Genomic DNA, 15,622 nt, shown 5'->3' with positions numbered 1-15,622 from the left:
CAAGTGATTATTTTCAGAAGTTTTCAAGGAATCCTTAACAACTTCAACCACTTGCGCTTTCGATCTCTCGTCAGCGGGAGGCGAATTCTACAGCGTTACCCGCTGCTGTCAACACCTCTTTTTCAACTTCCTTTCAGCTTCGATGACCTGAAGCAACCTGCCGCCGAAATCTGCGTAACTCATTGTTTAACAAGGAGTTTTCCGTTTCGACCGCGCCGGAAGTGGGGCGAATTATAGGCTTCTAAAATTCGCCGTCAACACTTTATTTCAACTTTATTCAGCCTTCAGCGTAATACGCGCAAATGCTTTCTTGCCAGCCTGGCAAACATGGGTTGCACCCAACGCATATATAAAGGTGCGATCAACCACCTCACCATCTATACGCACGCCACCCGAACCGAGAAGATCTCGCGCCATCGCCGAGTTCTTCACCAGGCCAGCCTTATTAAGGACGGCAGCGATCGGCATATCTTCGGCAGCCGTCAACTCGATCTCTGGCAGATCATCCGGCAGTTCACCCTCTTTCATACGGTTACCGGCTGCACGATGAGCATTGGCCGCAGCCTCCTCACCATGGAAGCGCGCAACGATCTCTTCGGCCAGCTTGATCTTGATATCGCGCGGATTGGCACCCGCCTCCACATCAACACGGAACGCATTGATCTCATCCATGGAGCGGAAGCTGAGCAACTCGAAGTAACGCCACATCAGCACATCCGGGATGGAAACCAGCTTGCTGTACATCACGCCCGGCGCTTCCTGGATACCGACGTAGTTGCCCAGAGACTTGGACATCTTTTTCACGCCATCCAGGCCTTCAAGCAGCGGCATGGTCAAAATGCACTGAGCTTCCTGACCATACCCACGCTGCAACTCACGCCCCATCAGCAAGTTGAACTTCTGATCAGTGCCGCCGAGCTCGACATCTGCGCGCAGAGCCACCGAGTCGTACCCCTGAACCAGCGGATAGAGGAACTCATGAATGGCGATCGGCTGATTGGTCGTGTAGCGCTTGTCGAAGTCATCGCGCTCGAGCATACGAGCCACGGTGTACTGCGAAGTCAGGCGAATGAAGTCGGCCGGCCCCATCTGATCCATCCAGGTGGAGTTGAACGCCACCTCGGTTTTTGCCGGATCCAGAATCTTGAAGACCTGAGTCTTGTAGGTCTCGGCATTCTCGAGGACCTGCTCGCGAGTGAGCGGTGGGCGCGTAGCACTCTTGCCGCTCGGATCACCGATCATCCCGGTGAAGTCACCAATCAGGAAGATCACCTGATGCCCCAGCTCCTGGAACTGGCGCAGCTTATTAATAAGCACAGTGTGACCCAAGTGCAGATCCGGAGCCGTTGGATCGAAGCCCGCCTTAATACGTAGCGGCTGGCCACGCTTGAGCTTTTCAATCAGCTCGGACTCGACCAACAGTTCTTCCGCACCACGTTTGATCAGCGCTAGCTGCTCTTCAACCGACTTCATAACAGACCCGCAAGGCTCAGATTCAAAGGGAACCAACCATACAAGATCGCGCGTCAAATACAAGGTTTGCCCGGCGCACGGACGCCAATCCGCAGACAAGGCGCCCGCGGACTTGCTTCAGAGATGATTTGGTTATATTTTATACAGTTATTTCATCTTCATCATGTCATTCATCTTTTCCAATTCATCTTTTTCAAAGTCAAAACCATTTATGACCACAGAATCGTCTAAAGCGCCGCCGCTTTACCCGAAGACCCACTTGCTCGCTGCAAGTGGCATCGCCGCCCTTCTCAGCCTGGCGCTCCTGGTATTCCCTTCCAGCGATGTTGAAGCCAAAAAGACGACCCTTAGTCTTGAACTGGAAAGTCCTGCTGAACAACTGACACAAGATCAAGACGCTGCTGACGCCGTTCAAGCCACAAATGAACCAGCAACATCTCCCTTCGCACAGATCGACAACGGCGCCGAGGACACTCAGGAAACAGCTCAAGCCGAGCCGGCGCCGATCGTCGAAGAAAAGAAGTCGGCAAGCCACAGGGAAGTGATTGTTGCCAAGGGCGACACCCTCTCTACGTTGTTCGCGAAAGTCGGCCTGCCCACCACCTCAGTGCATGAAATACTGGCCAGCGACAAGCAGGCCAAGCAGTTCAGCCAGCTCAAGCATGGGCAAAAACTCGAATTCGAACTGAGCCCTGACGGCCAGTTGAGCAACTTGCACAGCAAGCTCAACGACCTCGAAAGCATCAGCCTGACCAAGAACGACAAGGGCTACACTTTCAACCGCATTACCGCGAAACCGACCGTGCACTCCGCTTACGTTCACGGCGTGATCAACAGCTCGCTGTCGCAGTCCGCAGCCCGGGCAGGCCTGTCCCACAGCCTGACCATGGACATGGCCAGTGTGTTTGGCTACGACGTGGACTTTGCCCAGGATATTCGCCTGGGCGACGAATTCGACGTGATCTACGAGCAAAAGGTAGTCAACGGCAAAGCTGTCGGCAACGGCCCTATCCTGTCGGCGCGCTTCACCAACCGCGGCAAGACCTACACCGCCGTTCGCTACACCAACAAACAGGGCAACAGCAGCTACTACACCGCTGACGGCAACAGCATGCGCAAGGCGTTCATCCGCACACCGGTGGACTTTGCCCGCATCAGCTCGAAATTTTCCATGGGCCGCAAACACCCGATCCTGAACAAGATCCGCGCCCATAAAGGTGTCGACTACGCTGCGCCGCGAGGCACGCCGATCAAGGCTGCCGGTGATGGCAAGGTGTTACTCGCCGGCCGCCGCGGTGGTTACGGCAATACCGTGATCATCCAGCACGGCAACACCTACACCACGCTCTATGGCCACATGCAAGGCTTCGCCAAAGGTGTGAAGACTGGCGGCACAGTGAAACAGGGCCAGGTGATTGGCTACATCGGCACCACCGGCCTCTCCACTGGGCCGCACCTGCATTACGAGTTCCAGGTCAATGGCGTGCACGTGGACCCGCTGGGCCAGAAACTGCCAATGGCCGATCCGATTGCCAAGGCCGAACGCGCACGCTTCCTCGCCCAAAGCCAGCCGCTGATGGCGCGCATGGAACAGGAAAAAGCCACTCTGCTGGCTTCGAGCAAGCGTTAAGTCATGGCGCTCTATATAGGTGTGATGTCCGGGACCAGCCTCGATGGCCTGGACATCGCGCTGATCGAGCAAGCCCCGGCGATCAGACTGATCGCCTCCCACTATATCCCCATGCCCGATTCCCTGCGCGCCGAGCTGCTCGGCTTGTGCGCCAGTGGCCCGGACGAGATTGCCCGCTCCGCCATCGCCCAGCAGAACTGGGTAAAACTGGCAGCCCAAGGGATTCATGCCCTTCTCGCTCAGCAGCAACTGAAGCCAGACGACATTCGTGCAATCGGTAGCCATGGCCAGACCATCCGCCACGAACCGGCACGCGGCTTTACTGTGCAGATCGGTAACCCGGCCCTACTGACGGAGCTGACCGGCATCACCGTGGTCAGCGACTTCCGCAGCCGCGACGTCGCTGCCGGCGGGCAAGGCGCACCGCTGGTTCCGGCCTTTCATGAGGCCTTGTTCGAAAAACGGGCCGGCAACCGCGCCGTGCTGAACGTAGGCGGTTTCAGCAACCTCAGCCTGATCGAGCCCGGCAAGCCGGTTGCCGGTTTCGACTGCGGACCGGGCAATGTGCTACTGGACGCCTGGATTCATCAGCAACGCGGCGATCACTTTGACCGTGACGGCCAATGGGCAGCCAGTGGCAACGTTCAACCGGTGCTGTTGAATGCGCTGCTCAGCGATCCGTTCTTTGTCACCAAAGGCCCGAAGAGTACCGGCCGGGAAGTGTTCAACCTGCCATGGCTGACACAGCATCTGGCACAACTGCCAGCCTTCAGCGCCGAAGATGTTCAGACGACGCTGCTTGAACTGACCGCGCTGACCATCATAGAGTCACTGCAAAGCGCCCAGGCAGACACGCAGGAGCTGCTGGTCTGCGGCGGCGGCGCCCACAACACCGCACTGATGAGTCGCCTGGCCAACCTGTTGCCAAACGCAAGTGTCAGCAGTACCGCTACTTACGGTGTAGATCCCGACTGGGTCGAAGCCATGGCCTTTGCGTGGCTGGCTCATTGCTGCCTCGAAGGCATCGCGGCCAACCGCCCGAGCGTTACCGGTGCCCGGGGGTTGCGCGTACTCGGCGCCATCTACCCCGCATAAATCCTCCACACAGCAAAACGCCGCAAGCCCCTGAGGCCATGCGGCGTTTTGTGAAACAGGTGTACTGATCAGATCGAGAACGAAGAACCGCAGCCACAGGTGGTGGTCGCATTCGGGTTCTTGATGACGAAACGCGAACCCTCCAGACCTTCCTGGTAGTCCACTTCGGCACCCGCCAGATACTGGAAGCTCATCGGATCGACCACCAGACTCACACCTTCGCGCTCGACGATGGTGTCGTCATCGGCCACTTCTTCATCGAAAGTGAAGCCGTACTGAAAACCTGAACAACCGCCGCCCGTAACGAATACGCGCAGCTTCAAGCGATCATTCCCCTCTTCATCGACCAGGCTCTTCACCTTGTGCGCGGCACCGTGGGTGAATTGCAAGGCCGTGGGGGTGAAGGATTCGACGCTCATGCTGACTATCTCCCGGCGTTACGCCGTCATATTGCGTGATGACGCGCATTATCCGCTTCTCCTAGAAAAGCGGTCAACTATTGTTATGGTATATCAACCAATCCAGTCGCCGGCCCGGAATGCAAAAAGGCCCGTCAGACGGGCCTTTTGCTGTACTCGATAAACCTTACGGCAGCATGCCGGCGTGAGACAGGCCCAGGCGCTCGTCCAGCCCGAACAGAATGTTCAGGTTCTGTACGGCCTGACCCGACGCCCCTTTGACCAAGTTGTCGATCACCGACAGCACCACCACCAGATCGCCGTCTTGAGGGCGATGCACGGCAATACGGCAGACGTTGGCACCACGTACGCTACGAGTCTCCGGATGGCTGCCGGCAGGCATCACATCGACGAAGGGCTCATTGGCATAACGTTTTTCAAACAGCGCCTGCAGATCCACCGAACGATCAACCACAGTGGCGTAGAGCGTCGAGTGAATGCCGCGAATCATCGGTGTCAGGTGCGGAACGAAGGTCAGGCCGACGTCCTTGCCTGCTGCACGACGCAGCCCCTGGCGAATTTCCGGCAGGTGACGGTGACCTTTGACGGCATAGGCCTTCATGCTTTCCGAAGTCTCGGAGTACAGCGAGCCTACGGAAGCACCACGACCTGCACCGCTGACACCGGATTTGCAGTCGGCAATCAGATGCGAAGCATCGGCCAGGCCGGCTTCGAGCAATGGCAGGAAACCCAATTGCGTTGCAGTTGGGTAGCAGCCCGGCACAGCAATCAGGCGCGCTTTCCTGATCTGCTCGCGATTGACTTCCGGCAAGCCGTAAACCGCCTCGTCTAGCAACTCCGGTGCGCCGTGCGGCTGGCCGTACCACTTGGCCCATTCATCCGCGTCTTGCAGACGGAAGTCGGCCGACAAGTCGATGACCTTGGTCCCGGCCGCCAGCAGCTCACCTGCCAAGGCATGGGCAACACCGTGCGGTGTGGCGAAGAACACCACATCGCATGCACCGAGGGTCTTGATGTCCGGAACGCTGAACGCCAGGCCGTCGTAATGGCCTCGCAGGTTCGGGTACATGTCGGCCACGGCCAGGCCGGCCTCGGATCGGGAAGTGATGACAACCACTTCAGCTTGCGGATGTTGCGCCAACAGACGCAACAGTTCGACACCGGTGTAACCCGTGCCGCCGACGATACCGACCTTGACCATAAACCTGCCCTCAACAAACCCACTGGAAAGCCGTCGATAATAGGGGCCGCGCGCCCCTGCGACAACCGTCAAGGTGACGTGCGGAGCCTCAAGCCTCTACTATTCCGGCTACCGTGAATCCTGGAATAACCAAAAATGCTCTATCTGTGGCTCAAAGCGCTTCACATCGTCAGCGTCGTCAGCTGGTTTGCCGGCCTGTTCTACCTGCCGCGGCTGTTCGTCTATCACGCTCAAAGCGAAGATACCGTCAGCAAGGAACGCTTCAGCATCATGGAGCGCAAGCTCTACCGAGGCATCATGGGCCCGGCGATGATCGCGACGCTGATCTTTGGCGGCTGGCTGATCAGCCTCAATCCGAGTGCGTATTTCACTCAGGGTGGCTGGATGCACGCCAAGCTGACGCTGGTGGTGATTCTGATCGGCTACCACCACATGTGCGGCGCGCAGGTAAAACGTTTTGCCCGTGGCGAAAACACCCGCAGCCATGTCTTTTATCGCTGGTTCAATGAGGTTCCGGTTCTGATATTGCTGGCAATCGTAATTCTGGTCGTCGTTCGACCGTTTTAAATCCAATTGGCACAACTCACCGGGGTACTTCCAATGTCGCTGCCCGCCCTGCTCGAACAACGTTTGCGTCTGCCCGTGGTGGCAGCGCCGATGTTTCTGATTTCCAATCCGCAACTGGTACTCGCCTGTTGTCGCCAGGGCGTGGTCGGCAGCTTCCCGGCGCTGAATCAGCGTGAAAGCAGTGGTTTCAAGGCCTGGCTGGAAGAAATCGAAGCCGGGCTTGCGACACTGGAAAATCCCGCGCCTTATGCCGTGAACCTGATCGTCCATAACAGCAATCCACGCTTACAGGCGGATCTGCAGATCTGCGTCGAACACAAAGTGCCGATCGTGATCACCAGCCTCGGCGCCGTGAAAGAACTGGTCGACGCGGTCCATGGCTACGGTGGCCTGGTGTTCCATGATGTGACAACCCGTCGTCATGCCGAGAAAGCGGCCGAAGCAGGCGTGGATGGCTTGATTGCCGTGGCGGCCGGTGCCGGGGGGCACGCCGGGACCTGGAGCCCGTTCTCGCTGATTGCCGAGATCCGCCAGTTCTTTGACAAGACCCTGTTGCTGGCCGGCTGCTTGAACCACGGCCATGAAATTCTTGCCGCCCAATTGCTCGGCGCGGATCTGGCCTACTTCGGCACGCGATTTATCGGCACGACCGAAAGCCACGCACCTGACGCCTACAAAGAAATGCTGCTGACCTCCAAAGCGGCAGACATCATCCATACTCCAGCCGTGTCAGGTGTCCCCGCGAGCTTTATGCGCCAGAGCCTGGAGGCCGCCGGTTTCGACATGGCCGCCTTGCAAGGCAAGGGCGAGATCAACTTCGGCTCCAAGCTCAAACCCGTGAGCGATGAGGCCAAAGCCTGGAAGACCGTTTGGTCCGCAGGCCAGGGTGTGGGCGAAATCGAGGACTTGCCGACTGTCGAGCAATTGATTGCACGTCTCGACGCGGAGTACCGCCAGGCCCTGGAGCATGCAGCCCAATTGCCCAAACGCTGGCCGCGCTGACAGTAAAACTTGGCCAGCCTCAACCGGCTGGCCTTACACTCGCCCGGACACAACATTCTTCTTTCAACCTCTCGCGACAAGGATGCCTCGAATATGGACGAAAACCGTTTCAAGATCGTCTTCGAGGGTGGCTTGCTGCCCGGTGTCGACACCACCACTGCCAAGCTCAACCTCGCCGACTTGTTCAAAAGCGATGTCGCAGCCATCGAGCGCCTGTTCAGCGGGCGTCCGGTAGCGCTCAAACGCAACCTGTCGCAGGCCGATGCTCAGACCTATCTCCAGGCGCTGAGCAAAACCGGTATCGACGCCCGCATCGAAGCCGAAACACCGATCGAGCTGAACCTCGCCGACGTGCATGACCATACTCCGGCCAGCAATCAGGCCGATTTGGCAGATCCGCTGTCTCCTTACGCTCCACCTCGCGCCCCAGTCGGCGAAGCCGTGGCGGAATTAGCCACACTCAAGCCATTCAGTTTCGATGGCCGTATCGGCCGCTTGCGATACCTCGCCTGGACGCTGGTGCTGACACTAGTGCTCCTGGCTGTTTGCGGGGTGTTTGCCCTGGTCGCGCTAGCCCTCATCGGCGCGGATTCCACCGCCGGCCTGATATTGGGCGGCTTTCTGGCGTTGATCCTGTTTGTCGGATTTGCCTTCGTCAGCATCCAGATCACCGTTCAGCGTTTACACGATGCTGGTTGGTCCGGCTGGCTGTGGCTGCTGAGCCTGGTGCCGTTTGTTGGCAGTTTCTTTCCGTTTGTGATCATGGTCGTCCCGGGTAACGAGCTGGCCAACCGCTACGGTCCGCCACCGCCACCGAACAGCACCGCGGTCAAGGTATTGTCTTCGTTGTGGCTGGTATTTATCGCGCTGATCCTGGTCGGCACCTTGGCCGGAGGTCTCACTGCGATACAGGATGAATACGAAAGCGCCGCACAGAGCAGCTACGAAAGCAGTTCGGTCATCACGGATGAAATCGACGTCGAGGTCGAGCCGCTGCCAAATTCCGCCAACGATGCAGCCGAAGAGGCCCAGCCCCCTGTAGACTCTGCGAAAGAATGAACAGCGCTCCTGGCCCGTGACACCTGCGTCGCGGCGCTGAGCTGTTGCGATGGAGAACTGCATGACCCGTTACGCTCTGATCACTGGCGCCTCCAGCGGCATCGGCCTGGCAATGGCCGAAGCGCTGGCCCGGCGCGGCCGCAGCCTGATTCTGGTGGCCCGACAACGTGATCAGCTGGAAAGCATTGCGATTGAACTGACCCAAAGGTTCGGTGTGGAAGTGTTGTTCCGTGCCTGCGACCTGGGCGAACCGCTGCGCCTGTCCGGATTCCTGCTGGAACTGGAGGAAGGCGACCGGCAAATCGACCTGCTGGTCAACTGCGCCGGTATCGGCACATGCGGCCCGTTTCTGGCCCAGGACTGGATGACTGAGCAAGACCTGATCGAAGTGAACATCCTCGCCCTCACCCGCCTGTGTCACGCCATCGGCAACAGCATGGCTCTGCAGGGCGGCGGGCAGATTCTGAATGTGGCCTCGGTGGCGGCGTTTCAACCGGGACCGTGGATGAGCACCTATTACGCCAGCAAGGCCTATGTGCTGCACTTTTCCGAAGGATTGCGCGTCGAGCTGAAAAAGTGCGCGGTCAAGGTTTCCGTGCTCTGCCCCGGACCGACCCGCACGGCGTTTTTCCGTACCGCGCAACTCAACAGCGACAAGCTGACCAACAGCAAGCTGTTGATGAGCCCCGAGGAAGTGGCGCTCTACACCGTGCGCGCACTGGAAAAGAATCGAGCGATCATTATTCCGGGGCGGCGCAACCGCTGGTTTGCCTTCCTGCCAAGGCTCGGCTCGCGCTGGCTGACTCGCACAATCGCCGGTATGGTCAACAAGGCTTACTGCCCGCGCTGACCCAACTCAAGGTAAAAGGCTGGGCGCTGGCATAAGCCATGAGTACACTCAGGCCAGCCCAAACAACGGAGAAAACAGCTGTGGATACTCTGTTCACCAAGATCATCAACCGGGAAATCCCGGCGAAGATCATTTACGAGGACGACCAGGTACTGGCCTTCCATGACATTGCCCCACAGGCACCGGTACATTTCCTGGTGGTCCCGAAGAAACCAGTACGTACCCTTAACGACCTCACCGAAGACGATAAGGCGCTGGCCGGGCATATTCTGCTCACCGCGCAGCGTCTGGCCCTGGAACTGGGCTGTGAAGAAGGTTTCCGGGTGGTCATGAACTGCAATGAATTGGGCGGGCAGACCGTCTATCACATTCATATGCACGTGCTGGGTCAGCGCCAGATGCACTGGCCGCCGGGCTGATTGCAGTAAACCCTGAGGGAGCGGCGCACTGCCGCTTTCACAAAAGGCATCACAGCACTGTCACAGCCTCTGCAGCACAATGACCCAGCGCAATCCTTCCCCGGCCGTTTGGGTTAAACTGGCCACCGAAATTCCCCCGGAGGTCAGCATGACTACCCAACGTCACTACTCGCCCATTGACCGCCTTCTGCTGCAAGCCGATGCCGCGATGCGTACCCTGCTGCCCTTCAGCGGCCAGCCGTACCGTCCGTCGCCCGCCATCGTGCAGCCGGATGCGAAAATGAGCGATGAAGACACGCGCCACGTTGCCGGTCTGATGCGCATCAACCATACCGGCGAAGTCTGTGCCCAGGCGCTGTATCAGGGGCAGGCGCTGACCGCCAAACTGCCGCAAGTGCGTGCTGCCATGGAGCATGCCGCCGAAGAAGAAATCGATCACCTGGTCTGGTGCGAACAACGCATCCATCAACTGGGCAGCCACACCAGCATCCTCAATCCGCTCTTTTATGGCATGTCTTTCGGGATTGGCGCAGTGGCCGGCCTGATCAGCGATAAAGTCAGCCTGGGGTTCGTTGCGGCAACGGAAGACCAGGTGTGCAAACACCTGAACGAACACCTGGAACAATTGCCGGCCGAGGATGAAAAATCCCGGGCGATCCTTGAGCAGATGCGTATCGATGAAGAACAACATGCCGAGAGTGCACTGGATGCTGGCGGGTTCCGCTTTCCGGCGCCGGTGAAATTCGGGATGAGTCTGATGGCCAAGGTGATGACCAAGAGTACTTATAGGATCTGACTGCGTTTTTTTGTAGGAGCCAGCACCTGAATAAAAAAGGCGACTGCCGTGAGGGAGTCGCCTTTTTTACGCCTGAAAATCTTACGCCATGTTGCGCGCGTAGAAGATTTCGAGCATTTCGTGTTTCACCCGCTCGGTCACCTGAGCGCGTTGCTCAGAGGACAGGTTGCTGGTGGCGTCGCCGAACAGGTAGTTATCCAGTTCGAAGTTCTTCAGCAGCATCTTGGTGTGGAACAGGTTTTCCTGGTACACGTTCACGTCGGTCATCTGGTACGCGTCGTAAGTGTCATCGGAGAGGTAGTTCTGGATCGAATTGATCTCATGGTCGATGAAGTGCTTTTTGCCTTCAACGTCACGGGTGAAGCCGCGCACACGGTAGTCCACGGTCACGATGTCCGAATCGAACTGGTGAATCAGGAAGTTGAGCGCTTTAAGCGGTGAAATGACCCCGCAAGTCGACACGTCGATGTCCACACGGAAAGTCGCAATACCGCTGACCGGATGGATTTCCGGGTAGGTGTGCACCGTGATGTGGCTCTTGTCGAGGTGGGCCAGAATGATTTCAGGCAGCGGGCCCGGGGATTCCTCGATCTGACTGTCGGTCGGGGTTACCGGCTCCTCGGAGATCAGGATCGTGACGCTGGCGCCCTGCGGCTCATAGTCCTGACTGGCAATGTTCAGGATGTTGGCACCAATGATATCGACAACTTCCGTGAGAATCTGCGTCAGGCGTTTCGCGTTGTACTCTTTATTGATGTACTCGACGTAAGCCTGCTGGTCTTGCGGGGTTTCCGCGTAGCAGATGTCATAGATGTTGAAGCTCAAGGTCTTTGTCAGGTTATTGAACCCGTGGAGCTTGAGTTTGCTTTTCACCGTTAAGAACTCTCTATGTGCTTGCGGCCCGGCCGCGTGATCAAGCATGCCCGTCAGATGCGAACAACGCACCTGCGTAGGACGGTTAACACCTCTTCGCAATGGCGATTTTGGTTGTCTGTTCGGGTGCGAGGCCTGTCGGCTGACGGGCCACTACCCTGAAAAAAGTGGCGCATTATGCAGACGTCAGCTTGGGTTCGCCAGAGTCTGCACAGCTTTTATGATAGTTGAATGTCGAATTCAACCGAGCTCGATGATCTCGTAGTCGTGGGTGATTGCCACACCTGCCGCACCGAGCATGATCGAGGCCGAGCAATACTTCTCGGCAGACAATTCAATGGCGCGTTTGACCTGGGCCTCTTTCAGGCCGCGGCCCTTGACCACGAAGTGCATGTGGATTTTGGTGAAAACCTTCGGATCTTCGGTCGCACGCTCGGCCTCAAGGAAAGCTTCACAGCTTTCGACCGCCTGGCGGGACTTCTTGAGGATGCTGACCACATCGAAATTGCTGCAACCGCCGACACCCAGCAACAGCATTTCCATCGGCCGGACACCCAGATTGCGTCCGCCGGCATCGGGCGGACCGTCCATGACCACGACATGACCGCTACCGGATTCGCCGAGGAACATGGCTTCGCCAGCCCATTGGATGCGTGCCTTCATCGCCAAGACTCCACTGTATAAAAAAGGGTCGCCAGCTTAGCACAGGCCCCGTGATCGGCAGCGCCCGGCGTCCTAGGACATATCCCACCACCTTGTAGGTAAATGCTCGAATACTTCAGGAAGTGTCTGTTAAGCTGACGCCAATTCAATGGCGCATGGCCAGCTTTACTCCAGCGTTCACTATTCATAAAAACCAAACACACCGTGCAGTCTTTTCGGGATACAACCATGGTTGCTATTGCCCCCACCCCCAAGATCAAGAACCTCGACAAGCTGTTGATGCATTGCCAGCGCCGCCGTTATCAGGCCAAGAGCAACATCATTTGTGCTGGCGACCGCTCGGAAACGCTGTTCTTCATCCTCAAAGGCTCAGTCACCATCCTGATCGAAGATGACGACGGCCGGGAAATGATCATTTCCTACCTGAACGCCGGGGACTTTTTCGGTGAGTTGGGCCTGTTTGAACAAGCCGGCCTGGAGCAGGAGCGCAGTGCCTGGGTGCGGGCCAAGGTCGAATGCGAAGTTGCGGAAATCAGCTACGCAAAATTCCGCGAGCTATCCCTACAGGATCCGGACATTCTTTACGTCCTCAGCGGACAAATCGCACAGCGCCTGCGCAACACCACGCGCAAGGTCGGTGACCTGGCATTTTTTGACGTGACCGGCCGCGTTGCCCGCTGCCTGCTGGAGCTGTGCAAACAGCCAGACGCCATGACCCACCCCGATGGCATGCAAATCAAGGTGACCCGTCAGGAAATCGGGCGGATTGTCGGTTGTTCCCGGGAGATGGTCGGTCGCGTGCTCAAGGATCTGGAAGAACGCAACCTGGTGGACGTCAAAGGCAAGACCATGGTGGTCTTCGGTACGCGATAAGCTCGAAAACCTAGCCGCTGAACATCTGTGTCAGCATCAACCGATAGAGTTCGTCGAGGCGCGTCAATGCACCGTGCGCCTTGAACTTCTCATGCAACGCAATGTGGCTTTCGGCGCGGACTCGTTGTTCCAGACCGCAGGCCTCGTTGAAACGATTGACCGCGGCGACCATCGACTCTCGCTCGTTATCCAGCAGCATCGCCCCATGTACCAGTCCCACCGGACGCTGCCCACCCTGACTCTGACGCCAGCGCTGGGCGGTACCAACCATTTTGCGTCCATCAAGGTTGACATTGAAGCGACCGTCACAGAAAGCACCTTCGATTTCCCCCAGAGATGAAGTGCCATCCAACTCATCGAGCAACTGACAGATCGGATCGCACAAGCGCCGGTAACCGGTCTCGATACGGTTCAAATCCCCTTCGCTGCGCGGCGGCGCGTAAACCAGTGCGATGTTGATGGTCGAGACCGATTGCGGCACCGGCTCGCCACCGGTTTCACGCAACAGCACCGGCCAACCTGCCGCCGCCGACGCTTCGCACGCCGCCTCGAAACCGGGCAAGCGATTCAAGCGGCGCGGCATGACCAGCGCCCGATCGCTCGGCTGCCAGAACAGCAGGCCGAACTCGGCGTCGCTGGCGCAGACCGAGGCCAAGAGATCCTGCTCGGCTCGCAGGCCGGCTTCGATGGTCATAGAAACTGGCAGCGACATAGGCGACTCCGGCAGACATGAGGTCTTTAGGGGATTTGAGGGCCTCATCGCGGGCAAGCCCGCTCCCACAGGGAGTCGGGTTGCCTGCAATGGCGGGGGATCAGTCGAGGGTCGAGCCGCTGACGGGAACGCCACGCTCGGGGAAAAACAGGCGCTGCAATTCGGTACCCGGGCTTTCGGCGCGCATGAAGGCTTCCCCGACCAGGAATGCGTAGACGTCGCTGATTTCCATCAGTTCGACATCGGCGCGGTTCAGGATGCCACTTTCGGTGATGACCAGACGATCACGCGGGATACGCGGCAACAGGTCGAGAGTGGTTTCCAGGCTGACGTCGAAGGTGTGCAGGTTACGGTTGTTGACCCCGACCAGCGGCGTGTCGAGGGTTTTCAACGCGCGCTCCAGCTCATCGCCATCGTGCACTTCAACCAGCACGTCGAGCCCCACGCCTTTGGCCACCGAAGCCAGCTCGGCCATTTTCATGTCATCCAGTGCGGAGACGATCAACAGCACGCAATCGGCGCCCAGCGCACGAGCTTCGACGATCTGGTACGGATCGATCATGAAGTCCTTGCGGATGACTGGCAGGTTGCACGCGGCACGAGCCTGTTGCAGGTACGCATCGGCGCCCTGGAAATAATCGATGTCGGTCAGCACGGAAAGACAGGTCGCCCCGCCCTTCTCGTAACTCCTGGCAATTTCAGCAGGAACGAAGTTCTCGCGGATCACGCCTTTGCTCGGTGATGCCTTCTTGATCTCGGCAATGACTGCCGGCTGTTTCAGCTTGGCCTGGGCCAGCAAGGCCTTGGCAAAACCACGGGGTGCATCGGCCGTCTTGGCCAGACTTTCCAGCTCGCTCAGGCTCACACGGGCGCTACGCTCCGCGACTTCCTGAACCTTGCGGGCCAGAATGTTTTCCAGAACCGTCGGTACACTCATCCCTCATTCTCCACTTTGAATACCGCGGTAAACGCACCCAGTTCCTCGAGCTTCTCTCGAGCGAGACCGGTGTGCAGCGCATCGTGCGCAAGTGCGACTCCCTCTTTCAAACTGCTGGCATGGTCGGCGGCGTACAGCGCAGCACCGGCATTGAGCATGATCATTTCGGCCGCTTTCTGACCGTTCTCAGTCTTGCGCTTGCCCAGGGCATCGCGAATCAGCTCAAGGGAAGCCGCCGGGCTATCCACCGACAGGCCATGCAGACTCTGGCTCTTCATGCCCAGGTCTTCCGGCTCGACCCAATACTCGGTGATCTGGTCGTTTTTCAGCTCTGCCACGAAGGTCGGTGCTGCCAGACTGAATTCATCCAGGCCATCCTTCGAATGCACCACCAGCACATGTTTACTGCCCAGGCGCTGCAATACTTCCGCCAGCGGCCGGCACAAGGCCTGGGTGAATACGCCTACCACCTGATGCTTCACACCGGCCGGATTCGTAAGCGGGCCGAGCATGTTGAACAACGTACGCAGACCCAGTTCGCGGCGCGGGCTTGCAGCGTATTTCATCGCAGAGTGATGAGTCTGGGCAAACATGAAACCAATACCAACGTTGTCAATGCAACGCGCCACTTGCACCGGTGTCAGGTTCAGGTAGATGCCGGCCGCCTCCAGCAGGTCAGCACTGCCGCTCTTGCCCGAGACTGCACGGTTGCCATGTTTGGCCACGGTACAGCCAGCAGCGGAAACCACGAACGCAGCAGCGGTCGACACGTTGAAGATATTGGCACCGTCACCGCCGGTGCCGACCACATCGACCACACCGTCGAGGGTCTTGAGTTCGACCTTGTCCGCCAGCTCGCGCATCACCGACACGGCACCGACGATTTCGTCGATGCTTTCGCTCTTCATGCGCATGGCCATCATGAACGCGCCGATCTGCGCGTCAGTGCATTGCCCGGTCATGATTTCGCGCATCACATCGCGCATTTCATCGGTACTGAGGTCGAGGTGATCGACGATGCGGCTCAGGGCTGTCTTGATATTCATGAAAAGT

17 protein-coding genes are annotated in these 15,622 nt (G+C 58.2%); 9 read left to right on the top strand and 8 right to left on the bottom strand.

What is annotated here, in order from left to right; genetic code table 11:
- Positions 1-273: 273 nt before the first annotated feature.
- Positions 274-1,473: a tyrosine--tRNA ligase gene (gene tyrS, locus CAF65_RS12540; RefSeq protein WP_085716548.1), complete on the bottom strand. Its 1,200-nt coding sequence runs from the start codon at positions 1,471-1,473 to the stop codon at positions 274-276.
- 211 nt (positions 1,474-1,684) lie between these two features.
- Between tyrS and CAF65_RS12535 the strand changes: the two genes are divergently transcribed.
- Positions 1,685-3,103, top strand: coding sequence for a peptidoglycan DD-metalloendopeptidase family protein (locus tag CAF65_RS12535; protein ID WP_085716547.1), 1,419 nt, complete (start codon positions 1,685-1,687; stop codon positions 3,101-3,103).
- Between the two features lie 3 nt (positions 3,104-3,106).
- A complete protein-coding gene (locus CAF65_RS12530) occupies positions 3,107-4,198 on the top strand; it encodes an anhydro-N-acetylmuramic acid kinase (protein WP_085716546.1) in 1,092 nt (363 codons plus the stop codon).
- A 68-nt stretch (positions 4,199-4,266) separates the two neighbouring features.
- On the opposite strand, the gene erpA is transcribed toward CAF65_RS12530, so the two are convergent.
- Complete coding sequence (erpA, locus tag CAF65_RS12525) at positions 4,267-4,617, bottom strand: iron-sulfur cluster insertion protein ErpA (RefSeq protein WP_007906865.1); 351 nt, start codon at positions 4,615-4,617, stop codon at positions 4,267-4,269.
- A gap of 166 nt (positions 4,618-4,783) precedes the next feature.
- Entirely contained in the window at positions 4,784-5,818 is a 1,035-nt protein-coding gene (gene argC / locus CAF65_RS12520; RefSeq protein WP_085716545.1) for an N-acetyl-gamma-glutamyl-phosphate reductase, read from the bottom strand.
- Between the two features lie 135 nt (positions 5,819-5,953).
- Here argC and hemJ point away from each other — a divergent pair, with 135 nt between their 5' ends.
- From hemJ to coq7, 6 genes are all read left to right on the top strand, one after another.
- On the top strand, positions 5,954-6,385 hold the full coding sequence (hemJ, locus tag CAF65_RS12515) for a protoporphyrinogen oxidase HemJ (RefSeq protein ID WP_008017444.1): 432 nt from the start codon (positions 5,954-5,956) through the stop codon (positions 6,383-6,385).
- Between the two features lie 33 nt (positions 6,386-6,418).
- Positions 6,419-7,387 (top strand): nitronate monooxygenase family protein, encoded by a 969-nt coding sequence (locus CAF65_RS12510; protein ID WP_085716544.1) that lies wholly within the window; start codon positions 6,419-6,421, stop codon positions 7,385-7,387.
- A 93-nt stretch (positions 7,388-7,480) separates the two neighbouring features.
- The gene (locus tag CAF65_RS12505) at positions 7,481-8,446 is read left to right on the top strand and encodes a DUF805 domain-containing protein (RefSeq protein ID WP_085716543.1); all 966 of its coding nucleotides are present in this window, start codon (positions 7,481-7,483) and stop codon (positions 8,444-8,446) included.
- A 61-nt stretch (positions 8,447-8,507) separates the two neighbouring features.
- Positions 8,508-9,296, top strand: a complete 789-nt coding sequence (locus CAF65_RS12500; protein ID WP_085716542.1) for an SDR family oxidoreductase — start codon at positions 8,508-8,510, stop codon at positions 9,294-9,296.
- 80 nt (positions 9,297-9,376) lie between these two features.
- Positions 9,377-9,715, top strand: a complete 339-nt coding sequence (locus CAF65_RS12495; protein WP_085716541.1) for a histidine triad nucleotide-binding protein — start codon at positions 9,377-9,379, stop codon at positions 9,713-9,715.
- Between the two features lie 148 nt (positions 9,716-9,863).
- The gene (coq7, locus tag CAF65_RS12490; RefSeq protein WP_008051652.1) at positions 9,864-10,511 is read left to right on the top strand and encodes a 2-polyprenyl-3-methyl-6-methoxy-1,4-benzoquinone monooxygenase; all 648 of its coding nucleotides are present in this window, start codon (positions 9,864-9,866) and stop codon (positions 10,509-10,511) included.
- Between the two features lie 81 nt (positions 10,512-10,592).
- On the opposite strand, the gene speD is transcribed toward coq7, so the two are convergent.
- Both speD and CAF65_RS12480 read right to left on the bottom strand, forming a co-directional pair.
- On the bottom strand, positions 10,593-11,384 hold the full coding sequence (gene speD / locus CAF65_RS12485; protein WP_007986012.1) for an adenosylmethionine decarboxylase: 792 nt from the start codon (positions 11,382-11,384) through the stop codon (positions 10,593-10,595).
- Positions 11,385-11,624: 240 nt separating this feature from the next.
- Positions 11,625-12,047 carry an OsmC family protein gene (locus tag CAF65_RS12480; RefSeq protein WP_007941657.1) on the bottom strand — a complete coding sequence of 141 codons (423 nt, stop codon included), beginning with the start codon at positions 12,045-12,047 and terminating at the stop codon, positions 11,625-11,627.
- Between the two features lie 228 nt (positions 12,048-12,275).
- Here CAF65_RS12480 and crp point away from each other — a divergent pair, with 228 nt between their 5' ends.
- Positions 12,276-12,920 carry a cAMP-activated global transcriptional regulator CRP gene (gene crp, locus CAF65_RS12475; RefSeq protein WP_085716540.1) on the top strand — a complete coding sequence of 215 codons (645 nt, stop codon included), beginning with the start codon at positions 12,276-12,278 and terminating at the stop codon, positions 12,918-12,920.
- A gap of 10 nt (positions 12,921-12,930) precedes the next feature.
- Here the strand turns inward: crp and CAF65_RS12470 are convergent, their stop codons facing one another.
- The 3 genes from CAF65_RS12470 to trpD form a co-directional block, all read right to left on the bottom strand.
- Positions 12,931-13,632 carry a lipoate--protein ligase family protein gene (locus CAF65_RS12470; RefSeq protein WP_085716539.1) on the bottom strand — a complete coding sequence of 234 codons (702 nt, stop codon included), beginning with the start codon at positions 13,630-13,632 and terminating at the stop codon, positions 12,931-12,933.
- 100 nt (positions 13,633-13,732) lie between these two features.
- Positions 13,733-14,569 (bottom strand): indole-3-glycerol phosphate synthase TrpC, encoded by an 837-nt coding sequence (gene trpC / locus CAF65_RS12465; protein ID WP_085716538.1) that lies wholly within the window; start codon positions 14,567-14,569, stop codon positions 13,733-13,735.
- A complete protein-coding gene (gene trpD / locus CAF65_RS12460; protein WP_085716537.1) occupies positions 14,566-15,615 on the bottom strand; it encodes an anthranilate phosphoribosyltransferase in 1,050 nt (349 codons plus the stop codon). Before trpD ends, trpC begins: the two co-directional genes overlap by 4 nt.
- Positions 15,616-15,622 lie beyond the last annotated feature (7 nt).

It is taken from the genome of Pseudomonas sp. B28(2017) (genome assembly GCF_002113025.1).
GTDB lineage: Bacteria > Pseudomonadota > Gammaproteobacteria > Pseudomonadales > Pseudomonadaceae > Aquipseudomonas.
This window is presented reverse-complemented; position numbering and strand designations above follow the sequence as displayed.